The organism is Rhodanobacter sp. MP1X3 (assembly GCF_014207165.1).
In the GTDB taxonomy this organism is placed as follows: domain Bacteria; phylum Pseudomonadota; class Gammaproteobacteria; order Xanthomonadales; family Rhodanobacteraceae; genus Rhodanobacter.
In genome coordinates, this window is record NZ_JACHCO010000009.1 from 93,792 (window position 1) to 113,454 (window position 19,663).

General features: G+C 59.3%; 15 protein-coding genes. 5 read left to right on the forward strand and 10 right to left on the reverse strand.

All coding sequences use genetic code 11. The features are described 5' to 3' along the window. The first annotated feature begins 78 nt into the window (after positions 1–78). Both HDE79_RS19720 and kbl read left to right on the forward strand, forming a co-directional pair. Positions 79–3,729 carry a DUF748 domain-containing protein gene (locus tag HDE79_RS19720; protein WP_184604623.1) on the forward strand — a complete coding sequence of 1,217 codons (3,651 nt, stop codon included), beginning with the start codon at positions 79–81 and terminating at the stop codon, positions 3,727–3,729. A 96-nt stretch (positions 3,730–3,825) separates the two neighbouring features. After that, positions 3,826–5,025, forward strand: a complete 1,200-nt coding sequence (kbl, locus tag HDE79_RS19725; RefSeq protein WP_184604624.1) for a glycine C-acetyltransferase — start codon at positions 3,826–3,828, stop codon at positions 5,023–5,025. A gap of 26 nt (positions 5,026–5,051) precedes the next feature. Here the strand turns inward: kbl and HDE79_RS19730 are convergent, their stop codons facing one another. The 3 genes from HDE79_RS19730 to HDE79_RS19740 form a co-directional block, all read right to left on the reverse strand. Then, positions 5,052–5,756 carry a pseudouridine synthase gene (locus HDE79_RS19730; RefSeq protein ID WP_255488525.1) on the reverse strand — a complete coding sequence of 235 codons (705 nt, stop codon included), beginning with the start codon at positions 5,754–5,756 and terminating at the stop codon, positions 5,052–5,054. A gap of 209 nt (positions 5,757–5,965) precedes the next feature. Further along, positions 5,966–7,153 (reverse strand): OmpA family protein, encoded by a 1,188-nt coding sequence (locus HDE79_RS19735; RefSeq protein WP_184604627.1) that lies wholly within the window; start codon positions 7,151–7,153, stop codon positions 5,966–5,968. 345 nt (positions 7,154–7,498) lie between these two features. Then, positions 7,499–8,950 carry a bifunctional 2-methylcitrate dehydratase/aconitate hydratase gene (locus HDE79_RS19740; RefSeq protein WP_184604629.1) on the reverse strand — a complete coding sequence of 484 codons (1,452 nt, stop codon included), beginning with the start codon at positions 8,948–8,950 and terminating at the stop codon, positions 7,499–7,501. Positions 8,951–9,250: 300 nt separating this feature from the next. Here HDE79_RS19740 and HDE79_RS19745 point away from each other — a divergent pair, with 300 nt between their 5' ends. Next, positions 9,251–9,934, forward strand: coding sequence for a TerC family protein (locus HDE79_RS19745; protein ID WP_184604631.1), 684 nt, complete (start codon positions 9,251–9,253; stop codon positions 9,932–9,934). A 118-nt stretch (positions 9,935–10,052) separates the two neighbouring features. Here HDE79_RS19745 and HDE79_RS19750 read toward each other — a convergent pair whose 3' ends face one another. From HDE79_RS19750 to HDE79_RS19770, 5 genes are all read right to left on the reverse strand, one after another. Further along, on the reverse strand, positions 10,053–10,826 hold the full coding sequence (locus tag HDE79_RS19750) for an autotransporter outer membrane beta-barrel domain-containing protein (protein WP_255488526.1): 774 nt from the start codon (positions 10,824–10,826) through the stop codon (positions 10,053–10,055). 283 nt (positions 10,827–11,109) lie between these two features. Then, positions 11,110–12,261, reverse strand: coding sequence for a 2-methylcitrate synthase (gene prpC / locus HDE79_RS19755; protein ID WP_184604635.1), 1,152 nt, complete (start codon positions 12,259–12,261; stop codon positions 11,110–11,112). Between the two features lie 70 nt (positions 12,262–12,331). Then, entirely contained in the window at positions 12,332–13,225 is an 894-nt protein-coding gene (gene prpB / locus HDE79_RS19760) for a methylisocitrate lyase (RefSeq protein ID WP_184604637.1), read from the reverse strand. 164 nt (positions 13,226–13,389) lie between these two features. Then, complete coding sequence (locus HDE79_RS19765) at positions 13,390–14,376, reverse strand: malate dehydrogenase (RefSeq protein ID WP_184604639.1); 987 nt, start codon at positions 14,374–14,376, stop codon at positions 13,390–13,392. 92 nt (positions 14,377–14,468) lie between these two features. Then, entirely contained in the window at positions 14,469–15,668 is a 1,200-nt protein-coding gene (locus HDE79_RS19770) for a pyridoxal phosphate-dependent aminotransferase (RefSeq protein ID WP_184604641.1), read from the reverse strand. A 246-nt stretch (positions 15,669–15,914) separates the two neighbouring features. Between HDE79_RS19770 and HDE79_RS19775 the strand changes: the two genes are divergently transcribed. Next, a complete protein-coding gene (locus tag HDE79_RS19775) occupies positions 15,915–16,172 on the forward strand; it encodes a GlsB/YeaQ/YmgE family stress response membrane protein (RefSeq protein ID WP_184604643.1) in 258 nt (85 codons plus the stop codon). 92 nt (positions 16,173–16,264) lie between these two features. Here the strand turns inward: HDE79_RS19775 and HDE79_RS19780 are convergent, their stop codons facing one another. Continuing rightward, positions 16,265–16,693: a YidB family protein gene (locus tag HDE79_RS19780; RefSeq protein ID WP_184604644.1), complete on the reverse strand. Its 429-nt coding sequence runs from the start codon at positions 16,691–16,693 to the stop codon at positions 16,265–16,267. A gap of 180 nt (positions 16,694–16,873) precedes the next feature. Then, positions 16,874–17,383 carry a peptidylprolyl isomerase gene (locus HDE79_RS19785; RefSeq protein ID WP_184604646.1) on the reverse strand — a complete coding sequence of 170 codons (510 nt, stop codon included), beginning with the start codon at positions 17,381–17,383 and terminating at the stop codon, positions 16,874–16,876. Positions 17,384–17,687: 304 nt separating this feature from the next. Here HDE79_RS19785 and typA point away from each other — a divergent pair, with 304 nt between their 5' ends. Beyond that, positions 17,688–19,514: a translational GTPase TypA gene (gene typA, locus HDE79_RS19790; RefSeq protein WP_184604648.1), complete on the forward strand. Its 1,827-nt coding sequence runs from the start codon at positions 17,688–17,690 to the stop codon at positions 19,512–19,514. Positions 19,515–19,663 lie beyond the last annotated feature (149 nt).

Consider the following 19,663-nt stretch of genomic DNA (forward strand, 5'->3'; position numbering starts at 1 on the left):
GGAGCCGTAGCGAAGGGACAAGGTGCGCCGCCATGCCGGCCGCGCGCGACGACTCGCAAACAGCTGGAGCACGGTCAAATGCGGAAATGGAAGCTGCTCTCATGGTCACATCCCACCGCCTGGCGCGAGCCGGCCGGCAAACTCTATCGATCCCATCGGGTACGCAAGACAGTACGCATCATCGCCATCGTGCTGGTCGTATTCGGCCTGCTCGGCTTTTTTGCGGCGCCGCCGCTGATCCGCAACCAGCTGCAGAGTCGACTGAGCATTGCACTGCAACGACCGGTCACCGTGCAGCAGGTGCATCTGAATCCGTTCACGCTGCGGCTTGCGCTGGACGGTTTGCATATCGGCGATCGCGATGGTCACAGCCGTTTCGTCGATGTCGATCACCTGATCATCAACGCCTCGTGGAGTTCGCTGTTTCGGCTTGCGCCGATTCTCGATCAGCTGCAGCTTGATCGACCGCGGATTCTGCTGTCACGGGACGCACCGCAGCACTTCAATTTCTCCGACCTGATCGACAAGTTTACGGGCGGTCCAGCGAAACCGGACGCGTCGCCGGCGCGATTCGCGCTTTACAACATCAGCGTGCATCAGGGCGATATTGTTTTCGACGACGGTGTACTCAAGGCGCATCACGAAATCGCTCAGCTGGAGTTGGGCATTCCGTTTATCGCCAGCCTGCCCAGCGACACCGATATTTTTGTGCAGCCGCTGCTGGCCATGACGGTAGATGGCAGCGCAGTCAGGTTGGCCGGCCAGATCAAACCATTCGCCAGCACGCGCGAGTCGGTGATGCATTTCCATATCGATCATCTCGACCTGCCCCGCTACCTCGATTATGTACCTACGCCGCTACCAGTGGCAGTGGCAAAGGGGCAGCTGTCGGGTGAACTGGATCTGCACTTCATCGCCGATCCGAAGACACCGCAACTCAGCCTCACCGGCACACTGCAGCTGGATCAACTGGCCGCGAACAGCAAAGACTCGACGCCCTTGCTCAGTCTGCAACAGGCACAGGCGCAGCTGACCGACGTGCAACCGCTGTTATCGCGCTACACGCTTGGTACGTTGCGGCTCGATCAGCCGGAACTGCACTACGTCAGCCTCGCCGGTGGACACAGCAACTTCGATCCGTTGCTCGGTGGCGGCAAGCCAACGGATGGCAGCACGACTGCCGTACGCATTGCGCGGATGGACTTGACCGGTGGTCACCTGGTCTACGTCGATCGAACGGGCACGTCACCGACGCAGCTGAGCGTGGAAAATCTGCACGGCAGCATCAGTGGATTGTCGACCGTGGCAGCACCGGCGGCCACTATCGATATGGCCGCGCAGCTCAATGGCGGCAGTCTGAAAGCGAAGGGCACGGTCGATATTGCAGCCAGCCAATTCCACGGTGCCGTAAGCCTGGATGGTGTGGATATTGCGCCGCTACAGGCCATTGGCGACCCCACTCTGGCCGCTAGCATTAGCGGCAAACTTGCTGCGCACGGCCAATTACAGGCGCAGTGGAGTGGCCCATTCGACGCACAACTGAGCACCACGCAGATCACGCTGAGCGATGTCGCGCTGATGCCGAAGAAGCACAAGGATTCGGAGGTTCACTGGAAAAACCTGCAACTGGGTCTCGACCAATTCGACTTGATCAAACAGCAGGCAAAGCTCGGTACGGTGAGCATGCAGGGACTGACGGTTAACGCGCAGCGATTGGCCAATGGAAATATTGATCTGGCCGAACTCGCTTCCTCGACGTCGGGCTCCTCCACATCAGCGTCATCGACACGAGCCACTGCTGGTCATAAAAAAGTACCCAAGGGAGCCAAAGCTTCGGGCGCATGGCATTGGCATATCGACCACTTCACTCTTGATGACGGTGCGCTGGCGCTGACTGATCACAAAATGCCAGGCAAACCACAGACGTTGAAGGTCAGCAAGATCAGGCTGAAGGCCGACGGTCTGTCCGACGATATGCATCAACTGCTGAAGCTCGACACATCGGGCACGATCGGCAAAAGCGGCAACTATCAAGTCAGTGGTACCGTGACGCCGCAACCGCTGAATGCACAGTTGCAGATCAAGACCACACGGCTTGACCTGGCACCGTTCGAGAATTACGGCAGCGTGCCACTCAATGTACTTGTCAGCAGCGCGTTGCTTAGCAGTGATGGGCGCGTGCGTTATATGGAACACGGCGACCAATCGCGAGTGAACTACCGCGGCCGCGTCACACTGGGACGCGTGCGCGTGCAGGACAAGGTTAGCGGCGACGATTTTCTGCGCTGGCAGGCGCTCACACTGAGTGGCCTGAACGTGCAACTTGGCGATGGTGCACCCAAGATTTCCATCGGTACGCTGGCGCTGGATCAGGTCTACGCACGACTGATCATCAACGCCAATGGACGGCTGAATACGCAGGATGTGATCACCAATCCCGCTGCCGCCGCGCCGGTGTCGGTGACCCGAGCCGAGACCGTGCCGGCGCCAGCAGCGAGCACACCCAGCCCGGCAATCGCGGCCAACATACCAGCGCCACAGGTTCATATCGGTGCCATCACCGTAGCCAACAGCCAGCTCAACTACACCGACAACTTCATCAAGCCCAACTACACCGCCAATATCACCCAGCTCACCGGCAAGATCGGTGGCTTTGGTACCGATGCCGGGCCGCCAGCTGACCTTAGCCTGCAAGGTCAGCTCGACGACAACTCGCCGGTGGATATCGAGGGCTCGATCAACCCGCTCGCGCCGGTGGCGTTTCTCGACATCAGCGGCAAGGCCGAGGGCATCGAACTGACGAATCTCAGCGCCTATTCGGGTAAATATACCGGTTATCCCATCACCAAGGGCCGGCTCAATGCCGACGTCCACTACAAGCTGGACCAACGCAAGCTTTCGGCCGACAACCATATCTTCATCGACCAGCTGACCTTCGGTGATCGTATCGAGGGCAAGGGCATCAGCCACCTGCCCGTCAAGCTGGCAGTAGCACTGCTGAAGGATTCACAGGGTCGCATCGACGTACATCTGCCGGTATCCGGTTCGCTGGATGATCCAAAGTTCAGCATCGGCGGGCTGGTCTGGCACGCGTTCGTCAACTTGATCGGTCGGGCCGTGACTGCACCGTTCCGGCTGCTTGCTTCGGCATTCAGCGGCAGCTCCGGGCAGGATCTGGGTTATGTGGAATTTGCTCCGGGCAGCAGTGAACTAAGTGCAGACGCCCAGAAGAGGCTGACCCTTATCGTGAAAGCGCTGACAGACAAGCCCTCGTTGAACCTCGACATCATCGGCCGTACCGACCCGACTAAGGACGAAAGCGGCCTGCGCACCGTGACAGTCGACCAACTGGTGAGAGCCGAACAGCGCGACGACGAAGGTGACAAGGACGATGCCAAGGCATCCGGCGCCGAAGCGCCACTGAGTCCCGATGACTACAACAAGTATCTGGCGAAAGCGTACAAACACGCCAAATTCAAAAAGCCGCGCGACTTGATCGGCCTGACCAAATCGCAGCCACCTGACACGATGAAAAGCATGCTGGAAGCCAATGTTCCGACGGATACGGATGCGATGCGTCATCTGGCGCAGCAGCGTGCAGATGCCGTGCGCAGCTGGTTCCGTGGCAAGATTCCCGACAAGCGACTGTTCGTGCTGGCACCGAAACTCGATGCCAAGGGCATCGACGACAAGGGGCTTACCACACGCGTGGATTTCGGCTTGCACTGAGGTTTGATAAGCGTTGCCGGGCGATGCGAACGCCTGAGGTTTTCCGATGGACGTCGAGGGCTCACAATGGGCGCTTTCTCACCGTCGGAATTCCCCATGAGCTACCCCGGCCAGGCGCGCTACCAGAGCGAACTCGAATCCATCCGCGAACAGGGCCTGTTCAAGGCCGAGCGCATCATCACTTCACCGCAGTCGGCGGAAATCACTCTGGCCGATGGCCGCAAGGTGCTGAATTTTTGTGCCAATAATTATCTTGGCCTGGCGGATCATCCCGATGTGATCCAGGCCGCCAAGGATGCCTTGGACACGCACGGCTTCGGCATGGCGTCGGTGCGTTTTATCTGCGGCACGCAGGATCTGCACAAACAGCTGGAAGCGAAGATCGCCGAATTCTTTGGCACCGAGGACACCATCCTCTATGCCGCCTGCTTCGATGCCAACGGTGGCCTGTTCGAGCCGCTGTTCGGCGAAGAAGACGCCATCATCTCCGACGCGCTCAACCACGCATCGATCATCGACGGCATCCGCCTGTGCAAGGCCAAGCGCTTCCGCTATGGCAACTGCGACATGGCCGATCTGGAAGCACAGCTGCAAGCCGCTGACGCCGCTGGCGCGCGCACCAAGCTGATCACCAGTGACGGCGCGTTTTCGATGGACGGCTTTATCGCGCCGCTGGATCAAATCACCGCGCTGGCGAAGAAATACAACGCACTGGTGCATATCGACGAATGCCACTGCACCGGTTTTCTTGGTGAGCATGGCCGTGGTGCGGCGGAAGTGCACGGTGTAATGGACAAGATCGACATCTTCACCGGTACCCTTGGCAAGGCACTTGGCGGTGCACTGGGCGGTTTCACCACCGGCCGAAAGGAAGTGATCGAGATGCTGCGTCAGCGTTCGCGCCCGTACCTGTTCTCCAACTCGCTGCCACCCCATGTGGTCGCCGCTGGCATCAAGGTGTTCGAGATGCTGGCTTCCGCTGGCGATCTGCGCACCAGGGTGCAGGACAACACGCGCTACTTTCGCGAGCAGATGAGCGCGGCGGGTTTCGATATTCGCCCTGGCGTGCATCCGATTGTGCCGGTGATGATTTACGACGCGCCAAAGGCCCAGGCCATGGCATCGGCGCTACTCGAGGAAGGCATCTACGTCACCGGATTTTTCTTCCCGGTAGTGCCGCAAGGCAAGGCCCGCATCCGTACGCAGATGAGCGCAGCGCATACGCGCGAGCATCTGGACAAGGCGATTGCCGCATTCACCAAGGTTGGAAAGCAGCTGGGTGTGATCGGCGGGTAACCTTTACCGCGGAACAACGTTTACTGTTATAGCCGTGTATCCAGCTCACGTACTTCCTGGGCAGTGAGCTGGCGCCACTGACTTTTGGCCAAGTCGCCCAGTGCCAGTGGGCCGATAGCGACGCGGATCAATCGCAGAACGTCAAATCCCAGTACGGAGAGTAGACGACGAATGTGGCGATTGCGGCCCTCGTCAAGCACGACTTCGAGCCAGGCGTTCTTTTCACCGACACGAAGCAAGACCGCGTGTTTTGCTTTCAGCAAATCGCCCGACTCGTTGACGCCCGAGAGCATTTTGACAAGCACTGAATCATCCGGTTGCCCGGCCACCTGGACGTGATACGTCTTGTCCAGGTGGGTCACTGGATCGGTAATGCCGGACGCCCATGTCGTGTCATTGCTGAGCAATAGCAAGCCTTCGCTAGCCTTGTCCAGTCGCCCGACCGGCCCAAGCCACGGCAAACCTGCGGCAGCCAGTGCGGTGTAGACGGTGTCCCGACCGCGTTCGTCAATGGCGCTGACGACCAACCCGCGCGGTTTGTTGAACATCACATAGACATGCGCAGCAGCTTTGACGTCGACCCCATCCACCGCAATCACGGATCGATCGATCACGGTTGGAAACTGCGGGTCGCGCTCTACCCGACCGTCAAGGCTTACCCGACCGTCACGAATCCACTGCTCGGCCTGACTGCGTGAACAGACACCCATTTTGGACAGCACACGCGCCAAACCGTGTCGTGGTGATTTGACGGTTACGGTTGTCCGCATGGAACGAGAAATGGGGCGAGGCATCCACGTAGCGTATCGGCGTTGACTGCGGCGCTACAAGGATTGATTAACGACACTCCACAGACGTGGACCTCATAAACGAATTTCTGGCAACCGCGCATAAAAAAACCCGGCCGAAGCCGGGTTCTTTATTTACTTGCTGCGGTCTATTACTGCTTGACCTGCAGTTCGGTACGACGGTTCTGGGCGCGACCGGCATCCGTGGCGTTGTCGCCGATCGGATCGTTCTTGCCGTGACCGATCGGGCCGTCGAGGCGGCTAGCATCGATACCGTGGCTGGTCAGGTAGTCGTACACGATCTGCGAACGACGCTCCGACAGGCTCTGGTTGTACGCATCGGTACCCTTGCTGTCGGTGTAGCCAGCAACGGTCACGTGCACCTGCGGGTAACGCTGCAGGGTATCCACAGCCTGGTTCAGCACTGCCAACGAGTCAGCAGTCGGAACGGCCAGTGCCTTGCCGATTTCGCTTGCCTTCACGTGACCCTTCTTCGGGAAGTCGAACTTGAAGTTCACGCCGCGCAGGTCGATAACAACCTTCTGCGGGCAACCGTCAGGTCCAACGATCGTGCCTTCCGGCAGGTTCGGGCACTTGTTGTCGCACAGGTTCACGCCGTTGACGACGGTCTTCGAGCAGTCAGGTGCTGGCGGCGGCGGAGCAACGGCCGGAGCCGGAGCGGCCGGCGGGGCGCCAAAGCGCGAGACGATGCTCAGGCCCAGGAACGCGTCGCCATAACCATTGCGGTTGGTGTTGTTGCCGGTGTTGGCAAAAGCAGCGTTCTCGCTGGTCTTGTCGTCCCAGTCATAACGGTAACCGGCTTCGACACGGATGTCGGTGCTGTCGGTAACGGTCTTGGACACGCCAACACCGAGTTCGGCAGCCGGAGCCCAGCCGCTGTCATACGGGTTGTTGTGGTGGCTGCCAATTACGCCAGCCAACAGGTACGGACGGAAAGCGTTCCAGTCGCCAACATAGTAACGAGCGGCGACGCCAACGTCGTTGCTAGCCCACGAATTGCTGCTCTGACCACCACCGTTCGCCGGACCGTTGTCGATCTTGCGCTTGGTGCGGTCAACGAACAGGTCGATCGACAGGTTCGGGGTGAAGAATTTGCCAAAGCCTAGGCCGTAGTAGAACTGACGGCTGTTGGTGTTGCGCTTGTCATCGTTGTAGTAACCGCCGACGGTCGGCGCGATGTACCAACGGTCATCAAAGCTCGAGACCGGAGCTGTCGAGGCGGAGCTGTCACCGGCTGGAGCGGCTGCGTCTTGCGCATGAACGGCACCTACGCCGCCCAGGGCCAGCGCGATCAGAAAATATAAGCCCTTACGATTCATCAGGTGTCTCCTCATTTTTAGGTTTTTTTTCGCGTCCGTTCAAATCAAACCGGAAATCGCGTATCGGAACTAAAGTACGTCATTCAGGGTTTCAAGCCCGTGCCTGGCGTTCATGCAACAAGCGGTGGAGAGTGTAGCAAATTCGTTAAGTGGTTGGCACGTTAACACATTGGCAACTTAATCACCCCGGTGAGACTTCATTCAGGAAACCTCGATGGCTTTCATATTGACAACCCACCGAGATAATCCCTCAAAACCACGCCAGCGCTAAACCAATTCATTCAACCCAGCGAATCAAGCCACTGATTCCCTTCGCACACGCTTAATATTCCAGTCACCTCGTCTTTACAATGTGAAGAGGCCGAGGAAATGATGTAACGGCATAGCGTCCAATGTTTCCGGGGTCTTGGTCGCCTCGAGAATGGCCTCGACACGATGCGCTGGTAAATGGTCACGCATGGCAGATTCGAATTTCCGGAGCAGCACCGGAATACCTTCCGCGCGACGTTTGCGGTGCCCAATAGGATAATCGATCGATACCTTGTCTGTGCTGGTGCCGTCCTTGAAGAACACCTGCACCGAATTGCCGATGTAGCGCCTATCGGGGTCGAAGTAGTCCTTGGTGAACTGCGGGTTCTCGCTGACCACCATCTTGTCGCGAAGCGCATCAATGCGCGGATCCGAGGCAATTTCGTCATTGTAGTCGCTAGCCACCAGGCGGCCGAAGATCAGCGGCACGGCGACCATGTACTGGATGCAGTGATCGCGGTCAGCGTAGTTCGCCAACGGCCCGGTCTTGTCGATGATGCGGCAACCGGCTTCCTGGGTCTCAATGACAATCTTTTCGATCTGGTCGATTTTCCCGGCTACCTGTCCATGCAGCTCCATCGCACATTCCACTGCCGTCTGGGCATGGAACTCGGCCGGATAGCTGATCTTGAACAACACGTTTTCCATCACGTAACTGCCGAACGGACGCTCGAATTCGAAGGCGTTGCCCTTGAAGGCCACGTCGTAGAAGCCCCAGGTCTTGGCTGACAGCGCCGAGGGATAGCCGGCAACTCCGCGATACACAGCATTAATAGCGTGAGTCACCGCGCGACGGCAGGCATCGCCAGCGGCCCAGCTCTTGCGGGGGCCGGTATTTGGTGCATGACGGTACGTGCGCAGTGCACCGTTGTCGATCCAGCTGTGCGAGACGGCGGTGACAATCTGCTCCTTGCCGCCGCCAAGCATCGCCGTGGCAACAGCCGTCGAGGCAAGGCGAACCAGGATCACATGGTCCTGCCCCACCCGGTTGAAGCTGTTCAACAGTGCGTAGCAGCCCTGGATTTCGTGTGCCTTGATCGCATAACCCAGGACGTCACGCACGGTAAGCGGCTGGCCACCCTCGCGCTCCGCTTTGCGGCTGAGGTAATCACCAACGGCCAGGATGCTGCCCAGATTGTCAGAAGGATGACCCCACTCCGCGGCAAGCCACGTGTCGTTGAAATCCAGCCAGCGGATCTGCGTGCCGATCGCGAACGCCGCCTGTACCGGGTCCAGCTCATGGCTGGTACCCGGCACGCGGGCGCCGCCGGGCAAGGTTGCGCCCGGTACGACCGGACCCAGATGTTTCACGCATTCGGGAAACTTCATCGCCAGCATCGCGGTGCCCAGCGAGTCGAGCAACATATAGCGCGCCGTGTCGTAAGCCTCTTTTGAATCGACCGCGTGATCAATCACGTAATCGGCGATGTCGACCAGTGGCTGGTCCGGATCGGGACGTACGGCAGAACGGATATCGTGCGCACTCATGAACTGTTCTCGCGGCAGGGAAAGCCGCCATTTTAGCCGACTGTCGCACGCCACAGCATTCTTGCCTGCCAGACGTCGAACGCTTGACCCTGACGGTATCCACACCGACAATCGAACCGCACATCCCAAAAGGGAGTAGTTCCCGACGCAGTCGTCATCGCGTCAGTGCAGTGATCGTCAACACGAGCAATGCCTTGCTCCGGTCACTGCGGCAGCCATGTTGCGAACGAGACTTTTGCGGTGAAAACGGGTCGCGCGCACTCGTTTTCTCCGCATTGTCTTACGCGCATGGAAATGCTCATGGAACTGACCGGCACCGACTTTCTCTCTGGCCTGATGGCCATCATTCTGCTCGATCTCGTGCTGGCCGGTGACAACGCCATTGTCATCGCGATGGCCGCACGCAGCTTACCCAAAGCTCTGCAGAAACAGGCAGTGTTCTGGGGCAGCTTTGGTGCCATTGCCATACGCCTGCTGCTCACGGCGGTAGTGGTTCATCTGCTCGAGCTACCGGGACTGATGCTCGCAGGCGGTCTGTTGCTGCTTCCCATTGCATGGAAACTGCTGCTGCAGAACGATGATGCCAAGCATGAAATCAGCGCGTCGAAGAGTTTCTGGGGCGCGCTGCGCACCATTATCGTTGCCGATGCACTCATGGGCATGGATAACGTACTCGCGATCGCTGGCGCCTCCAAGGGCCACCTCGGGCTGGTCATGCTGGGACTGTTGATCAGTGTGCCCCTGGTTGTATGGGGCTCGACGATGATCCTGAAACTGATCGAGCGCTTCCCCATCATCATCTACTTGGGCGCAGCAGCCATCGCGTGGACTGCCGCACATATGATCGCTAGCGACCATCTGATTTCCGGATGGTTTGATGCCCATGACTGGGCGGCATACGGCCTGCAGGTCTTGCTGGTGGTGAGCCTGTGCAGCGGTGGCTGGTTGATGCAGCGTTGTCGACGGCGCATCACTTCATGTTGATTACTGCATGTTGATCACTTCAAGGCTGATCACTTCAGGCTGAGAAATTTTCGACATTCAAGAAAGGGCACGGTCAGGAAACCGTGACCTTTCGGGGTCAATCATTCAGCGGTAGCCATCAGAAGCGGAATTTCACGAACGCCGACGGACCGTGCAGCTTCAAGTCCAGGTTCGCGTTGTAGCTATCCTGCTCGTCGTTGAGTTTGATGCGGGTATACGCATATTCCGCACCAAATCCGAGATTTTTCCAGGGATACCATTCCAGGCCCAGGGCTGCATTATATATATGGCCGTTGAGATCGCCGCCGTTTTTCTTGACGCCCGACGCGTCGAAGTACACGCGCAAGCTGTCGTTGAAAGCATGCCGCCAGCCTAGCTGTAGCAGAGGCGCTCCAGCGGTTTCGCTATAGCTGGTCGAAGCCTGGGCGCTTTCGCCATCCAGCGTGGCAATGCCGCTAATGCCGGCGCGCACACGGTAATAAGCCGCACCGATGCCCAGGCCAAAGACATCGTTGCCACTGCCAAACCACCAGCGATACGCCGCGCTGCCGAAGTCGAAATCGAGTTTGCCGCGAACCGAAGCCGAGGCGTCGTAGTCGTTGCCGCCGTAGCTGATATCGTCGCTGAGCGTCTTGGTTCTCGAACGATTGATGCTGAAGTAGTCGAACGAAAACCCCTGATGATCACCGATGAGAAAATCGAGCTTCACACGCGGAACGGTTTTGTGGTCTTCGAAGCCAAGATCCCGCTCGAGATTCACATTGCCCTTGAACTGACCGCTCTTGTCGCCGGCGCCGATTGTGGTGTCGGTGTTGGCGTAGTAGCCGCCGAGTGAAAGGTCGAAGCGATCGAGGGCTGGCGACACGTCGGCGAACGATGCGGAACTTGCCAAAAGAAGGGGCGCAATCAAAAAGTGATGGCGCCGCAAACGAGGGCGTGAGAGATTAAATTTAAATAGTGAACTCATTGGGCATTTCCGTACTGATCAGTGCAGGAAATGCCAATTTAAAGAGAGCCGTGTGCAGACTCTGTGGAGGAGCCGATTTCCTTTCGCTGCGCGCGATATCTGCACGCACTACTGCAGAACTGATGCCACTCGCGCACATGCAAAAATCCGTTGCAGCACATGTAAAAAGGGAGCCGATGGGCTCCCTTTTATACGTCTGTCGATCAGTTCAGCGTTTGTCGATCGGCACGTAGGCCTGGTCTTCCGGTCCGATGTAATTCGCGCTGGGACGAATGATCTTGCCATCCTCACGCTGCTCGATCACGTGCGCACTCCAGCCCGAGGTGCGGGCAATCACGAACAGCGGCGTGAACATCGCCGTGGGCACGCCCATCATGTGGTACGCGCTGGCGGAGAACCAGTCGAGGTTGGGGAACATCTTCTTGATCTCACCCATCACTTTCTCGATGCGCTCGGACACCTCGAACAGCGTGGGATTGCCACCATCCGTGCACAGCTTGCGCGAGACTTCCTTGATGATCTCATTGCGCGGATCGGACACGGTATACACCGGATGACCGAAACCGATCACGATCTCCTTGCGCTCGACGCGGGCGCGAATATCCGCCTCCGCTTCATTGGCATTGCGATAGCGCGCGATGATTTCCATCGCCACCTCGTTCGCGCCGCCATGCTTCGGTCCGCGCAGTGCGCCGATGGCACCGGTAAGTGCGGAATACATATCCGAACCAGTACCGGCAATCACACGCGCCGCAAACGTCGAGGCATTGAACTCGTGCTCGGCGTACAGCACCAGCGACTTGTCGAGCGCATGCGCGTGCAGATCGCTGGGCTTCTTGCCGTGCAGCAGGTGCAGAAAGTGCGCGGCAATCGAGTCATCGTCGGTCTGCGTTTCGATGCGCTTGCCGTTATGGCTGAAGTGATACCAGTACAGCAGCATCGAGCCGAAGCTCGCCATCAGGCGATCGGCAATCTCGCGAGCGCCGGTGACGTTGTGATCGTCCTTTTCCGGCAGCACCGTGCCGAGTACCGAGCAACCGGTGCGCATCACGTCCATCGGATGCGTAGCGGCCGGCAGCAGCTCCAGCGCGCTCTTTACCGGCGCCGGCAGCCCACGCAGCCGCTTCAAGCGTGCACGGTAGTGATTCAGTTCGGTCCAGTTCGGCAACACGCCGTGAACCAGCAAATAGGCCACTTCCTCGAAACAGCCTTTGGCCGCCAGATCATGGATGTCATAACCGCGGTAATGCAGGTCGTTACCGCTGCGGCCGACAGTGCACAGTGCCGTATTGCCGGCCGGCACGCCGGAAAGCGCGACGGATTTCTTGGCCTTGGGCACGGTTTGCGTGGTTTCGCTCATGGATAAACCCTCGATCGATGAAACTGCGCCGGTAGGCCGGCGAAGCAAGAAGGAAAAGCGCGTTGTGCAATCAGTCGCCGGATTTGCCGTCGGCAAAAAGCTCGTCGAGCTTGCGCTCGTAAGCGTGATAGTCGAGATAGTCGTATAGCTCTTCGCGAGTCTGCATGGTCGTTACTGCAGCCTTCTGCGTGCCATCGCGACGCACTGTCTCGTAGAAATTCAGCGCCGCCTTGTTCATCGCCCGATACGCGCCGCAGCAGTAAAGGATGATGTCAACGTTCGCGCTGGCCAGTTCGTCGCGCGTAAACAGCGGAGTCTGTCCAAATTCGGTGATGTTGGCGAGGATGGGTACCTTCACAGCTGCCTTGAACTCGCGATATTGATCGAGTGTGTAGATAGCTTCGGGGAAAATCATGTCTGCGCCCGCTTCGACGCAGGCCTGCGCGCGCTCGATCGCCGATGCCAGACCTTCGACTGCAATGGAGTCGGTACGCGCCATTAGGACAAACTGATCGTCAGTGCGTGCGTCTACTGCAGCCTTCACGCGATCAACCATTTCCTCTTTCGAGACGATGGCCTTGCCGGGACGGTGACCGCAGCGTTTGGCCGCGACCTGATCCTCGATATGCAACGCACCTGCACCGGCCTTGATCAGCGATCGAACGGTTCGCGCAATATTGAACGCCCCGCCCCAACCCGTATCCACGTCGACCAGCAGCGGCAGTTCGCAGACATCGGTGATGCGGCGGATATCGGTGAGCACATCTTCCATCGTGCTGATGCCCAGGTCGGGCATACCCAATGAATTGGCAGCGACACCACCGCCGGACAGATAAATTGCCTTGAAGCCAGTGCGCTCGGCCATGCGTGCTGCATAGGCGGTAATCGCGCCGACGACCTGCAGCGGCTGTTCTTCAGCGACTGCCGCGCGAAAACGGGCGCCGGGAGATGCGTTCTTCGTCATGGCTGCTTTATCCAAAACGCCATTTTAGCGCACCGGCAAATTACACGCTCCCGCACTGCGTCAGCGGCAATCGATGAGCTCCTCTCTGGATCCCTTGTAACATGCAAGAAAAAAGCGGGCCGACTGAAAAGCCGACCCGCCGTGCTTCAAACTAAACGCTGCGCTTACTTCTTGGCAAACAGATGCTCGACGCCGGCGCGCTCTTCGCGCAGTTCTTTTTCGGTGGCGTCGATGCGTGATTGCGAGAAGGCGTTGATCTTCAAATCCTGCACGATTTCATATTTGCCGCCCTTCACCGTCACCGGGTAGCCGAAAATCACGCCCGGCGCGATACCGTACGAGCCGTCCGAGGGGATGCCCATCGAAACCCAGTCACCGTTGACGGTGCCCAGTGCCCACGTGCGCATATGATCGATCGCGGCCGACGCGGCAGATGCAGCCGACGACGCACCACGCGCCTTGATGATGGCCGCGCCGCGCTGCTGCACGGTCGGAATGAAATCGCTTTCGTACCAAGACTGGTCAATCTGCTCCAGCGCCGGCTTGCCCTTTACGGTGGTCTCGTGCAGATCCGGATACTGGGTCGAGCTGTGATTGCCCCAGATGGTGACCTTCTTGATGTCGGTAGTGTGCGCACCGGTCTTCTCGGCCAGCAGGCTCAGGGCACGGTTGTGGTCCAGGCGCACCATCGCGGTGAAGCACTTCGGATCGAGATCCGGCGCGTTCTGCTGGGCAATCAGCGCATTGGTGTTGGCCGGGTTACCGACCACCAGCACGCGTACGCCGCGCTTGGCGTGATCGTTCAGCGCCTTGCCCTGCGGACCGAAGATCGCGCCATTGGCTTCCAGCAGGTCCTTGCGCTCCATGCCAGGACCGCGCGGACGGGCGCCGACCAGCAATGCGTAGCCGACATCCTTGAACGCTACGTTGACGTCATCGGTAGCAACCACACCGGCCAGCGTCGGGAACGCGCAGTCGTTGAGTTCCATCACTACGCCCTGCAGGGTTGGCAACGCAGGGGTGATTTCCAGCAGGTGCAGGATCACCGGCTGATCCGGGCCCAGCATGTCGCCAGCAGCGATACGGAACAGCAACGCATAACCGATCTGGCCAGCGGCGCCGGTGACGGCAACTCGAACGGGTGCTTTCATGGGGTTGGCTCCTTGAGTGAGCGATGAGTGATTACGGGGGAAGACACATCTAGTAGCGACGCGCGCAGGTCACGCAGCAGGTATCGAGGCGCTCAGACCAGTTCGGCAAAGAACTGCTGAATGCGTTGCAGGCCAGGCTCGAGCTGGACCGTCGGGCAGGTGTAGGAAATGCGCAGCGCCCGCGGCTCGCCAAACGCCGAACCCGGCACGCAGGCAACGCCCTTGGCTTCAAGCAGCGCAGCGCAGAATTCCACGTCGTTGCTGATCAGCGTTCCATTGTGGCGCTTGCCGAACGCCACCGAGATGTCCGGGAACGCGTAGAAAGCCCCCTGCGGCCGCGGGCAAATGACGCCGGGAATCGCGCGCAGCGCGTCGACCACCACATCACGCTTGCCGGCAAATTCGGCGCACTTGGCCTGCGGAATGTCCTGCGGTCCGCTAAACGCGGCAATCGCGGCGGCGGTGATCACTTCCGGCAGGCTGGTGATGTGATTGGAGTTGAGCGTAGTGACCGCTTTGGCCACCGACTCTGGCCCGGCAATCAGTCCAACGCGCCAACCTGGCATGCCATACGTCTTGGACACGGAGTCGATGAAGATCAACCGCTCGCGCAACTCGGGCTTTTCCAGCACAAAGTTGTGATAGCCGATACCGTCGAAGACCATCGAGTTGTAGATATCGTCGGTAACAATCCAGGTGTCCGGATACTTTGCCAGCACGTCGGCCAGCGCAGCGATTTCTTCGCCCGTGTAGACCATGCCGGTGGGGTTGGACGGATTGTTGAACAGAAACATCTTCGGCTTGCGCTGCAATGCCGCTTCCAATTGTGCTGGTGCAAGCTTGTAGTTCTGCACCGAAGGGCATGGCAGCACGTTGACCTTGGCACCGACGATGTCGGCGATGTCGTGGTACGTGGTCCAGTAGGGCGCCGGAAAACAAATCTCGTCGCCTTCGTCGAGCAGTGTTTCAGCAAGGTTGTACAGCACGTGTTTGGCACCGATGCCAATCGAAACATTCGTGCGGCCATAACCACTGAAACCCAGCACCTCGATGTGCTTGAGGAACGCATCCAGCAAAGCATCGGGACCGCGATTGCTGCCGTACTGTCCACTATCGTGCGATAAAGCGTCGCGCGCCGCGGCATACACATGCTCACCTGGCAAAAAGTTAGGCACGCCGATCGAGAAGCTGATGATGTCGCGGCCGGCAGCCTTGAGCTGCTTTGCCTTTTCCGCAATGACCATGATCGCGCTGGGTTTGGCACGACCGACACGTTGGGCAAGTTGGGGCATGACTTTCTCTGTTCCTTTTAAGGATATGAACGCAGAAAACCTGAGAATTTTAGCATGCGGCAGCGCGTCATCCGTCGACTACCGAAAAGCCGGTGTACGCCAACCGGTGCATTCCTCGGGTAGCCCATGCATGATGCGCACGCCACCAGCGCTTCGACACGTCCCAGCCCGGGGGCACCGGCCGGCGAAATGCAGGCCAACCAACCTCAGAAAGATCTACCCAACTCTCGCGGAGGACACACGGATATGTTTCATCTGATCTGGTCCATCATCGTTGGTTTTTTCATCGGTCTGATTGCCCGCGCGCTGATTCCCGGCGCGGAACACATGGGATTCTGGATGACTGTGGTTGTCGGCATCGTGGGTTCGCTGATCGGTGGCGTGATCGGCAATCTGATAAGCCGACCGCCGCCGGGCAGCAAATTCCACCCCGCCGGTTTTCTGATGTCCATCGTTGGCGCCATCGTGCTGCTGTTGATTCTTCGCTACGCCTTCCACATGTAATTTATTGGAAGTTGCAGATAAGCACTTCGCTTGAAACAAAGCGGCGGAAATGATCCCGCCGCTTTGCAGGCCAACTGAGCAAGCCAACTAAGTCAGGCTGCCGAACCGCCGAACAGTTTGCCGGCCAAGCCTTCCAGTGCTCCCAGATTGAAACCACCGCCCTGCGAGGCGTCTGGCACTTGCCCATCGGGTGTCAGATGATCGACCGCATGCGGCAACACCTGTGAGAGTTTGCCGAGCAGTTCATTCGGATCCACACCCAGTTTGGCCGCCTGTTCCTGCACCACCGAGCCGAGGCCCCCGTTCTGCAAGGCCTGACCGAGCTGGTCGCTCGAAATCGGCTGATTCGCGCCAGTACCCACCCACGACTGCACCGCACCGCCGAGTCCGTGTTGCTGCAGGGTGCTGACCAGGCCCTGCACGCCGCCGGCGCGATCGATCAGCTGACCGGCTGCCGAAATCAATGACCCTGCACCCGCCTGTTGTCCCTGACCACCGAGCAAATCGTTGAGGAATGACATGGTCGTTCTCCTTCAATAGTGGATGATGTCTGTTGCCCGCCGATCATAGGCCGGCGCCGCGGTCGCCGCCATGACAAGCGCGCAAAAAAACCGCCGGCTGAACCGGCGGTCTGGGTGACTCGTTTGCTGCATGTCAGCTATCGCAGAGATCTAAATGTCACAGATCGGACAGCAACGGAATCAGGCGCGCTTGTCGAGCACTGCGTTCCATTCCTTCACGCGGTCGGCGTGCGCAGCCAACAAGGTATCGACGTCGCCTTCCACCGTCACTTTCTCCACCGTGTCGCCCTGCTGGACGGCATTGACCACCTTCTGGTCTTCCGCGCCGATCACTTCACCGAACACGCTGTGCTTGCCATCCAGCCATGGCGTGGCGCCATGGGTAATGAAGAACTGGCTGCCATTGGTGCGCGGACCGGCGTTGGCCATCGACAGCACGCCGGGCTTGTCGTGACGCAGCGAGGCGTTGAATTCGTCTTCGAACTTGTAGCCAGGGCCGCCGCGACCGCTGCCTTCGGGGCAACCGCCCTGCACCATGAAGTCCGCGATCACGCGATGGAACGACAGGCCGTCGTAGTAGCCGCGCTTGGCCAGATTGACGAAATTGGCCACCGTGAGCGGCGCCTTGTCATCGTGCAGACGCAGATGGATCGGGCCGCGGTTGGTGCTGAAAGTAACGTTGATGGTCATCGCAAATCCTCGGGGTTCCTTGACAACATCACCGTGTCCGGCACGGCGATGGGGCGGGAAGAATACCGCAGTCGCGTGAAGGGTCCCATAAATGCCCCGGAATGAGGTTGGGCAACGGTAGTGGCAGCTGGCCATCGACGGACCACTTCCGACCGGCCCGGCGACGCAACGCGGCACCACCAGAGCCGCCGAATGAACGAATTGACGAAACCGCAGGCAAGCTGACACATAAGTCCGTATAATCGACAAGTTAATCCTTCTGTTAAACCATCAGGCGGCCCATCCGGCGCCGGCCGAGTCTTTTATGTCTATCGAAAAACTGCGCAATATCGCCATCGTCGCCCACGTCGATCACGGCAAGACCACCCTCGTCGATTGCCTGCTCAAGCAGTCCGGCACGTTCTCCGATCGCACGGTGCTGGCTGAACGCGTGATGGATTCGAACGACCAGGAAAAAGAGCGTGGCATCACCATCCTGGCGAAGAACACCGCGATCCAGTGGCGCGACAACCGCATCAACATCGTCGACACACCGGGACATGCTGACTTCGGCGGCGAAGTGGAACGCGTGCTGTCGATGGTCGACTCGGTGCTGATCCTGGTCGATGCGATGGACGGCCCGATGCCGCAGACACGCTTCGTGACGCAGAAGGCGTTCGACATGGGCTTCAAGCCGATCGTGGTGATCAACAAGATCGACCGCCCTGGCGCGCGCCCGGACTGGGTGCTGGACCAGACATTCGATCTGTTCGATCGCCTCGGCGCCACCGACGAGCAGCTCGACTTTCCGGTGGTCTATGCCTCGGCCCTGCACGGTTACGCCAGCCTCAGCAGCGAAGCGCGCGAAGGCGACATGACCCCGCTGTACGAAGCGATCATGCAACACGTGAGTGCGCCGAACGTCGATCCGGACGGTCCGTTCCAGATGCGCATCAGCCAGCTCGACTACAACAGCTACGTCGGCCTGATCGGCATCGGCCGCATCCAGCGCGGCAAGATCAAGACCAACCAGCAGGTCTCGGTGGTCGATCGCCACGGCAAGAAGCGCACCGGCAAGGTGTTGCAGGTGCTGGGCTTCATGGGCCTGGAACGCCGCGAAGTGGCCGAGGCCGAAGCCGGCGACATCGTCGCGATCTCCGGCCTGGAAGGCCTGAGCATCTCCGACACGGTCTGCCAGCTTGATACACCCGAGGCGCTCGAAGCGCTGACCGTTGACGAGCCGACCATCAGCATGACCTTCCAGGTCAACAACTCGCCGTTCGCCGGCAACAAGGACAAGAGCGGCGGCAAGTTCATCACCAGCCGCCAGCTGCGCGAGCGCCTCGAGCGCGAAACGCTGCACAACGTGGCGCTGAAGGTCGAGGAAGGTTCGGACCCGGACAAGTTCCTGGTCTCCGGTCGCGGCGAGCTGCATCTGTCGGTGCTGATCGAGAACATGCGCCGCGAGGGCTACGAGTTGGCCGTGTCGCGTCCCGAAGTGATCATCAAAGAAATCGACGGCAAGATGATGGAGCCGATCGAACAGCTGGTGGTCGACGTCGAAGAGGTTCACCAGGGCGGCGTGATGGAGCGCTTGGGCATGCGCAAGGGCCAGCTGAAGAACATGGAATCGGACGGCCGCGGTCGCGTGCGCCTGGACTATGAAATCCCGGCGCGTGGCCTGATTGGCTTCCAGACCGAGTTCCGCACGCTGACCCAGGGCGGCGGACTGCTGTTCCACGTGTTCGACCATTACGGCCCGAAGGCCGACGGTGCGATCGCCAAGCGCCAGAACGGCGTGATGATCTCCAACGCCACCGGCTCCACGCCGGCCTATTCGCTCGGACCGTTGCAGGATCGCGGCAAGCTGTTCGCGGCCGAAGGCGACGAAGTGTACGAAGGCCAACTGGTGGGTATCCACGCCAAGGACAACGACCTCACGGTCAACGTCATCAAGGGCAAGCCGCTGACCAATATGCGCGCGTCGGGCAAGGACGATGCGATCCAGCTCTCACCGGCGATCAAGTACTCGCTCGAACAGGCGCTGGAGTTCATCGAGGACGATGAGCTGGTGGAAATCACCCCGAAGGAAATCCGCCTGCGCAAGCGTCACCTCACCGAGAGCGACCGCAAGCGTTCGTCGCGCAGCTGAGTTGTCGCGCAATCCATAAAAAGGCCGCCGAAAGGCGGCTTTTTTATGTCGTGGACTTCGTTAGGCCATATTCCAGCATTTCAACCAGCGCATTGAAAAACTCCCCGCCGCCCGAAGGTCAGCGAGGACAAAGACAACGCCGCCAGCGG

Excerpts from the sequence above, each read along its gene's own strand:
- HDE79_RS19720 (WP_184604623.1), top strand. The coding sequence starts at position 79 with ATGCGGAAATGGAAGCTGCTCTCATGGTCACATCCCACCGCCTGGCGC.
- kbl (WP_184604624.1), top strand. The coding sequence starts at position 3,826 with ATGAGCTACCCCGGCCAGGCGCGCTACCAGAGCGAACTCGAATCCATC.
- HDE79_RS19735 (WP_184604627.1), bottom strand. The coding sequence starts at position 7,153 with ATGAATCGTAAGGGCTTATATTTTCTGATCGCGCTGGCCCTGGGCGGC.
- HDE79_RS19740 (WP_184604629.1), bottom strand. The coding sequence starts at position 8,950 with ATGAGTGCGCACGATATCCGTTCTGCCGTACGTCCCGATCCGGACCAG.
- HDE79_RS19745 (WP_184604631.1), top strand. The coding sequence starts at position 9,251 with ATGGAACTGACCGGCACCGACTTTCTCTCTGGCCTGATGGCCATCATT.
- prpC (WP_184604635.1), bottom strand. The coding sequence starts at position 12,261 with ATGAGCGAAACCACGCAAACCGTGCCCAAGGCCAAGAAATCCGTCGCG.
- prpB (WP_184604637.1), bottom strand. The coding sequence starts at position 13,225 with ATGACGAAGAACGCATCTCCCGGCGCCCGTTTTCGCGCGGCAGTCGCT.
- HDE79_RS19765 (WP_184604639.1), bottom strand. The coding sequence starts at position 14,376 with ATGAAAGCACCCGTTCGAGTTGCCGTCACCGGCGCCGCTGGCCAGATC.
- HDE79_RS19770 (WP_184604641.1), bottom strand. The coding sequence starts at position 15,668 with ATGCCCCAACTTGCCCAACGTGTCGGTCGTGCCAAACCCAGCGCGATC.
- HDE79_RS19775 (WP_184604643.1), top strand. The coding sequence starts at position 15,915 with ATGTTTCATCTGATCTGGTCCATCATCGTTGGTTTTTTCATCGGTCTG.
- HDE79_RS19780 (WP_184604644.1), bottom strand. The coding sequence starts at position 16,693 with ATGTCATTCCTCAACGATTTGCTCGGTGGTCAGGGACAACAGGCGGGT.
- HDE79_RS19785 (WP_184604646.1), bottom strand. The coding sequence starts at position 17,383 with ATGACCATCAACGTTACTTTCAGCACCAACCGCGGCCCGATCCATCTG.
- typA (WP_184604648.1), top strand. The coding sequence starts at position 17,688 with ATGTCTATCGAAAAACTGCGCAATATCGCCATCGTCGCCCACGTCGAT.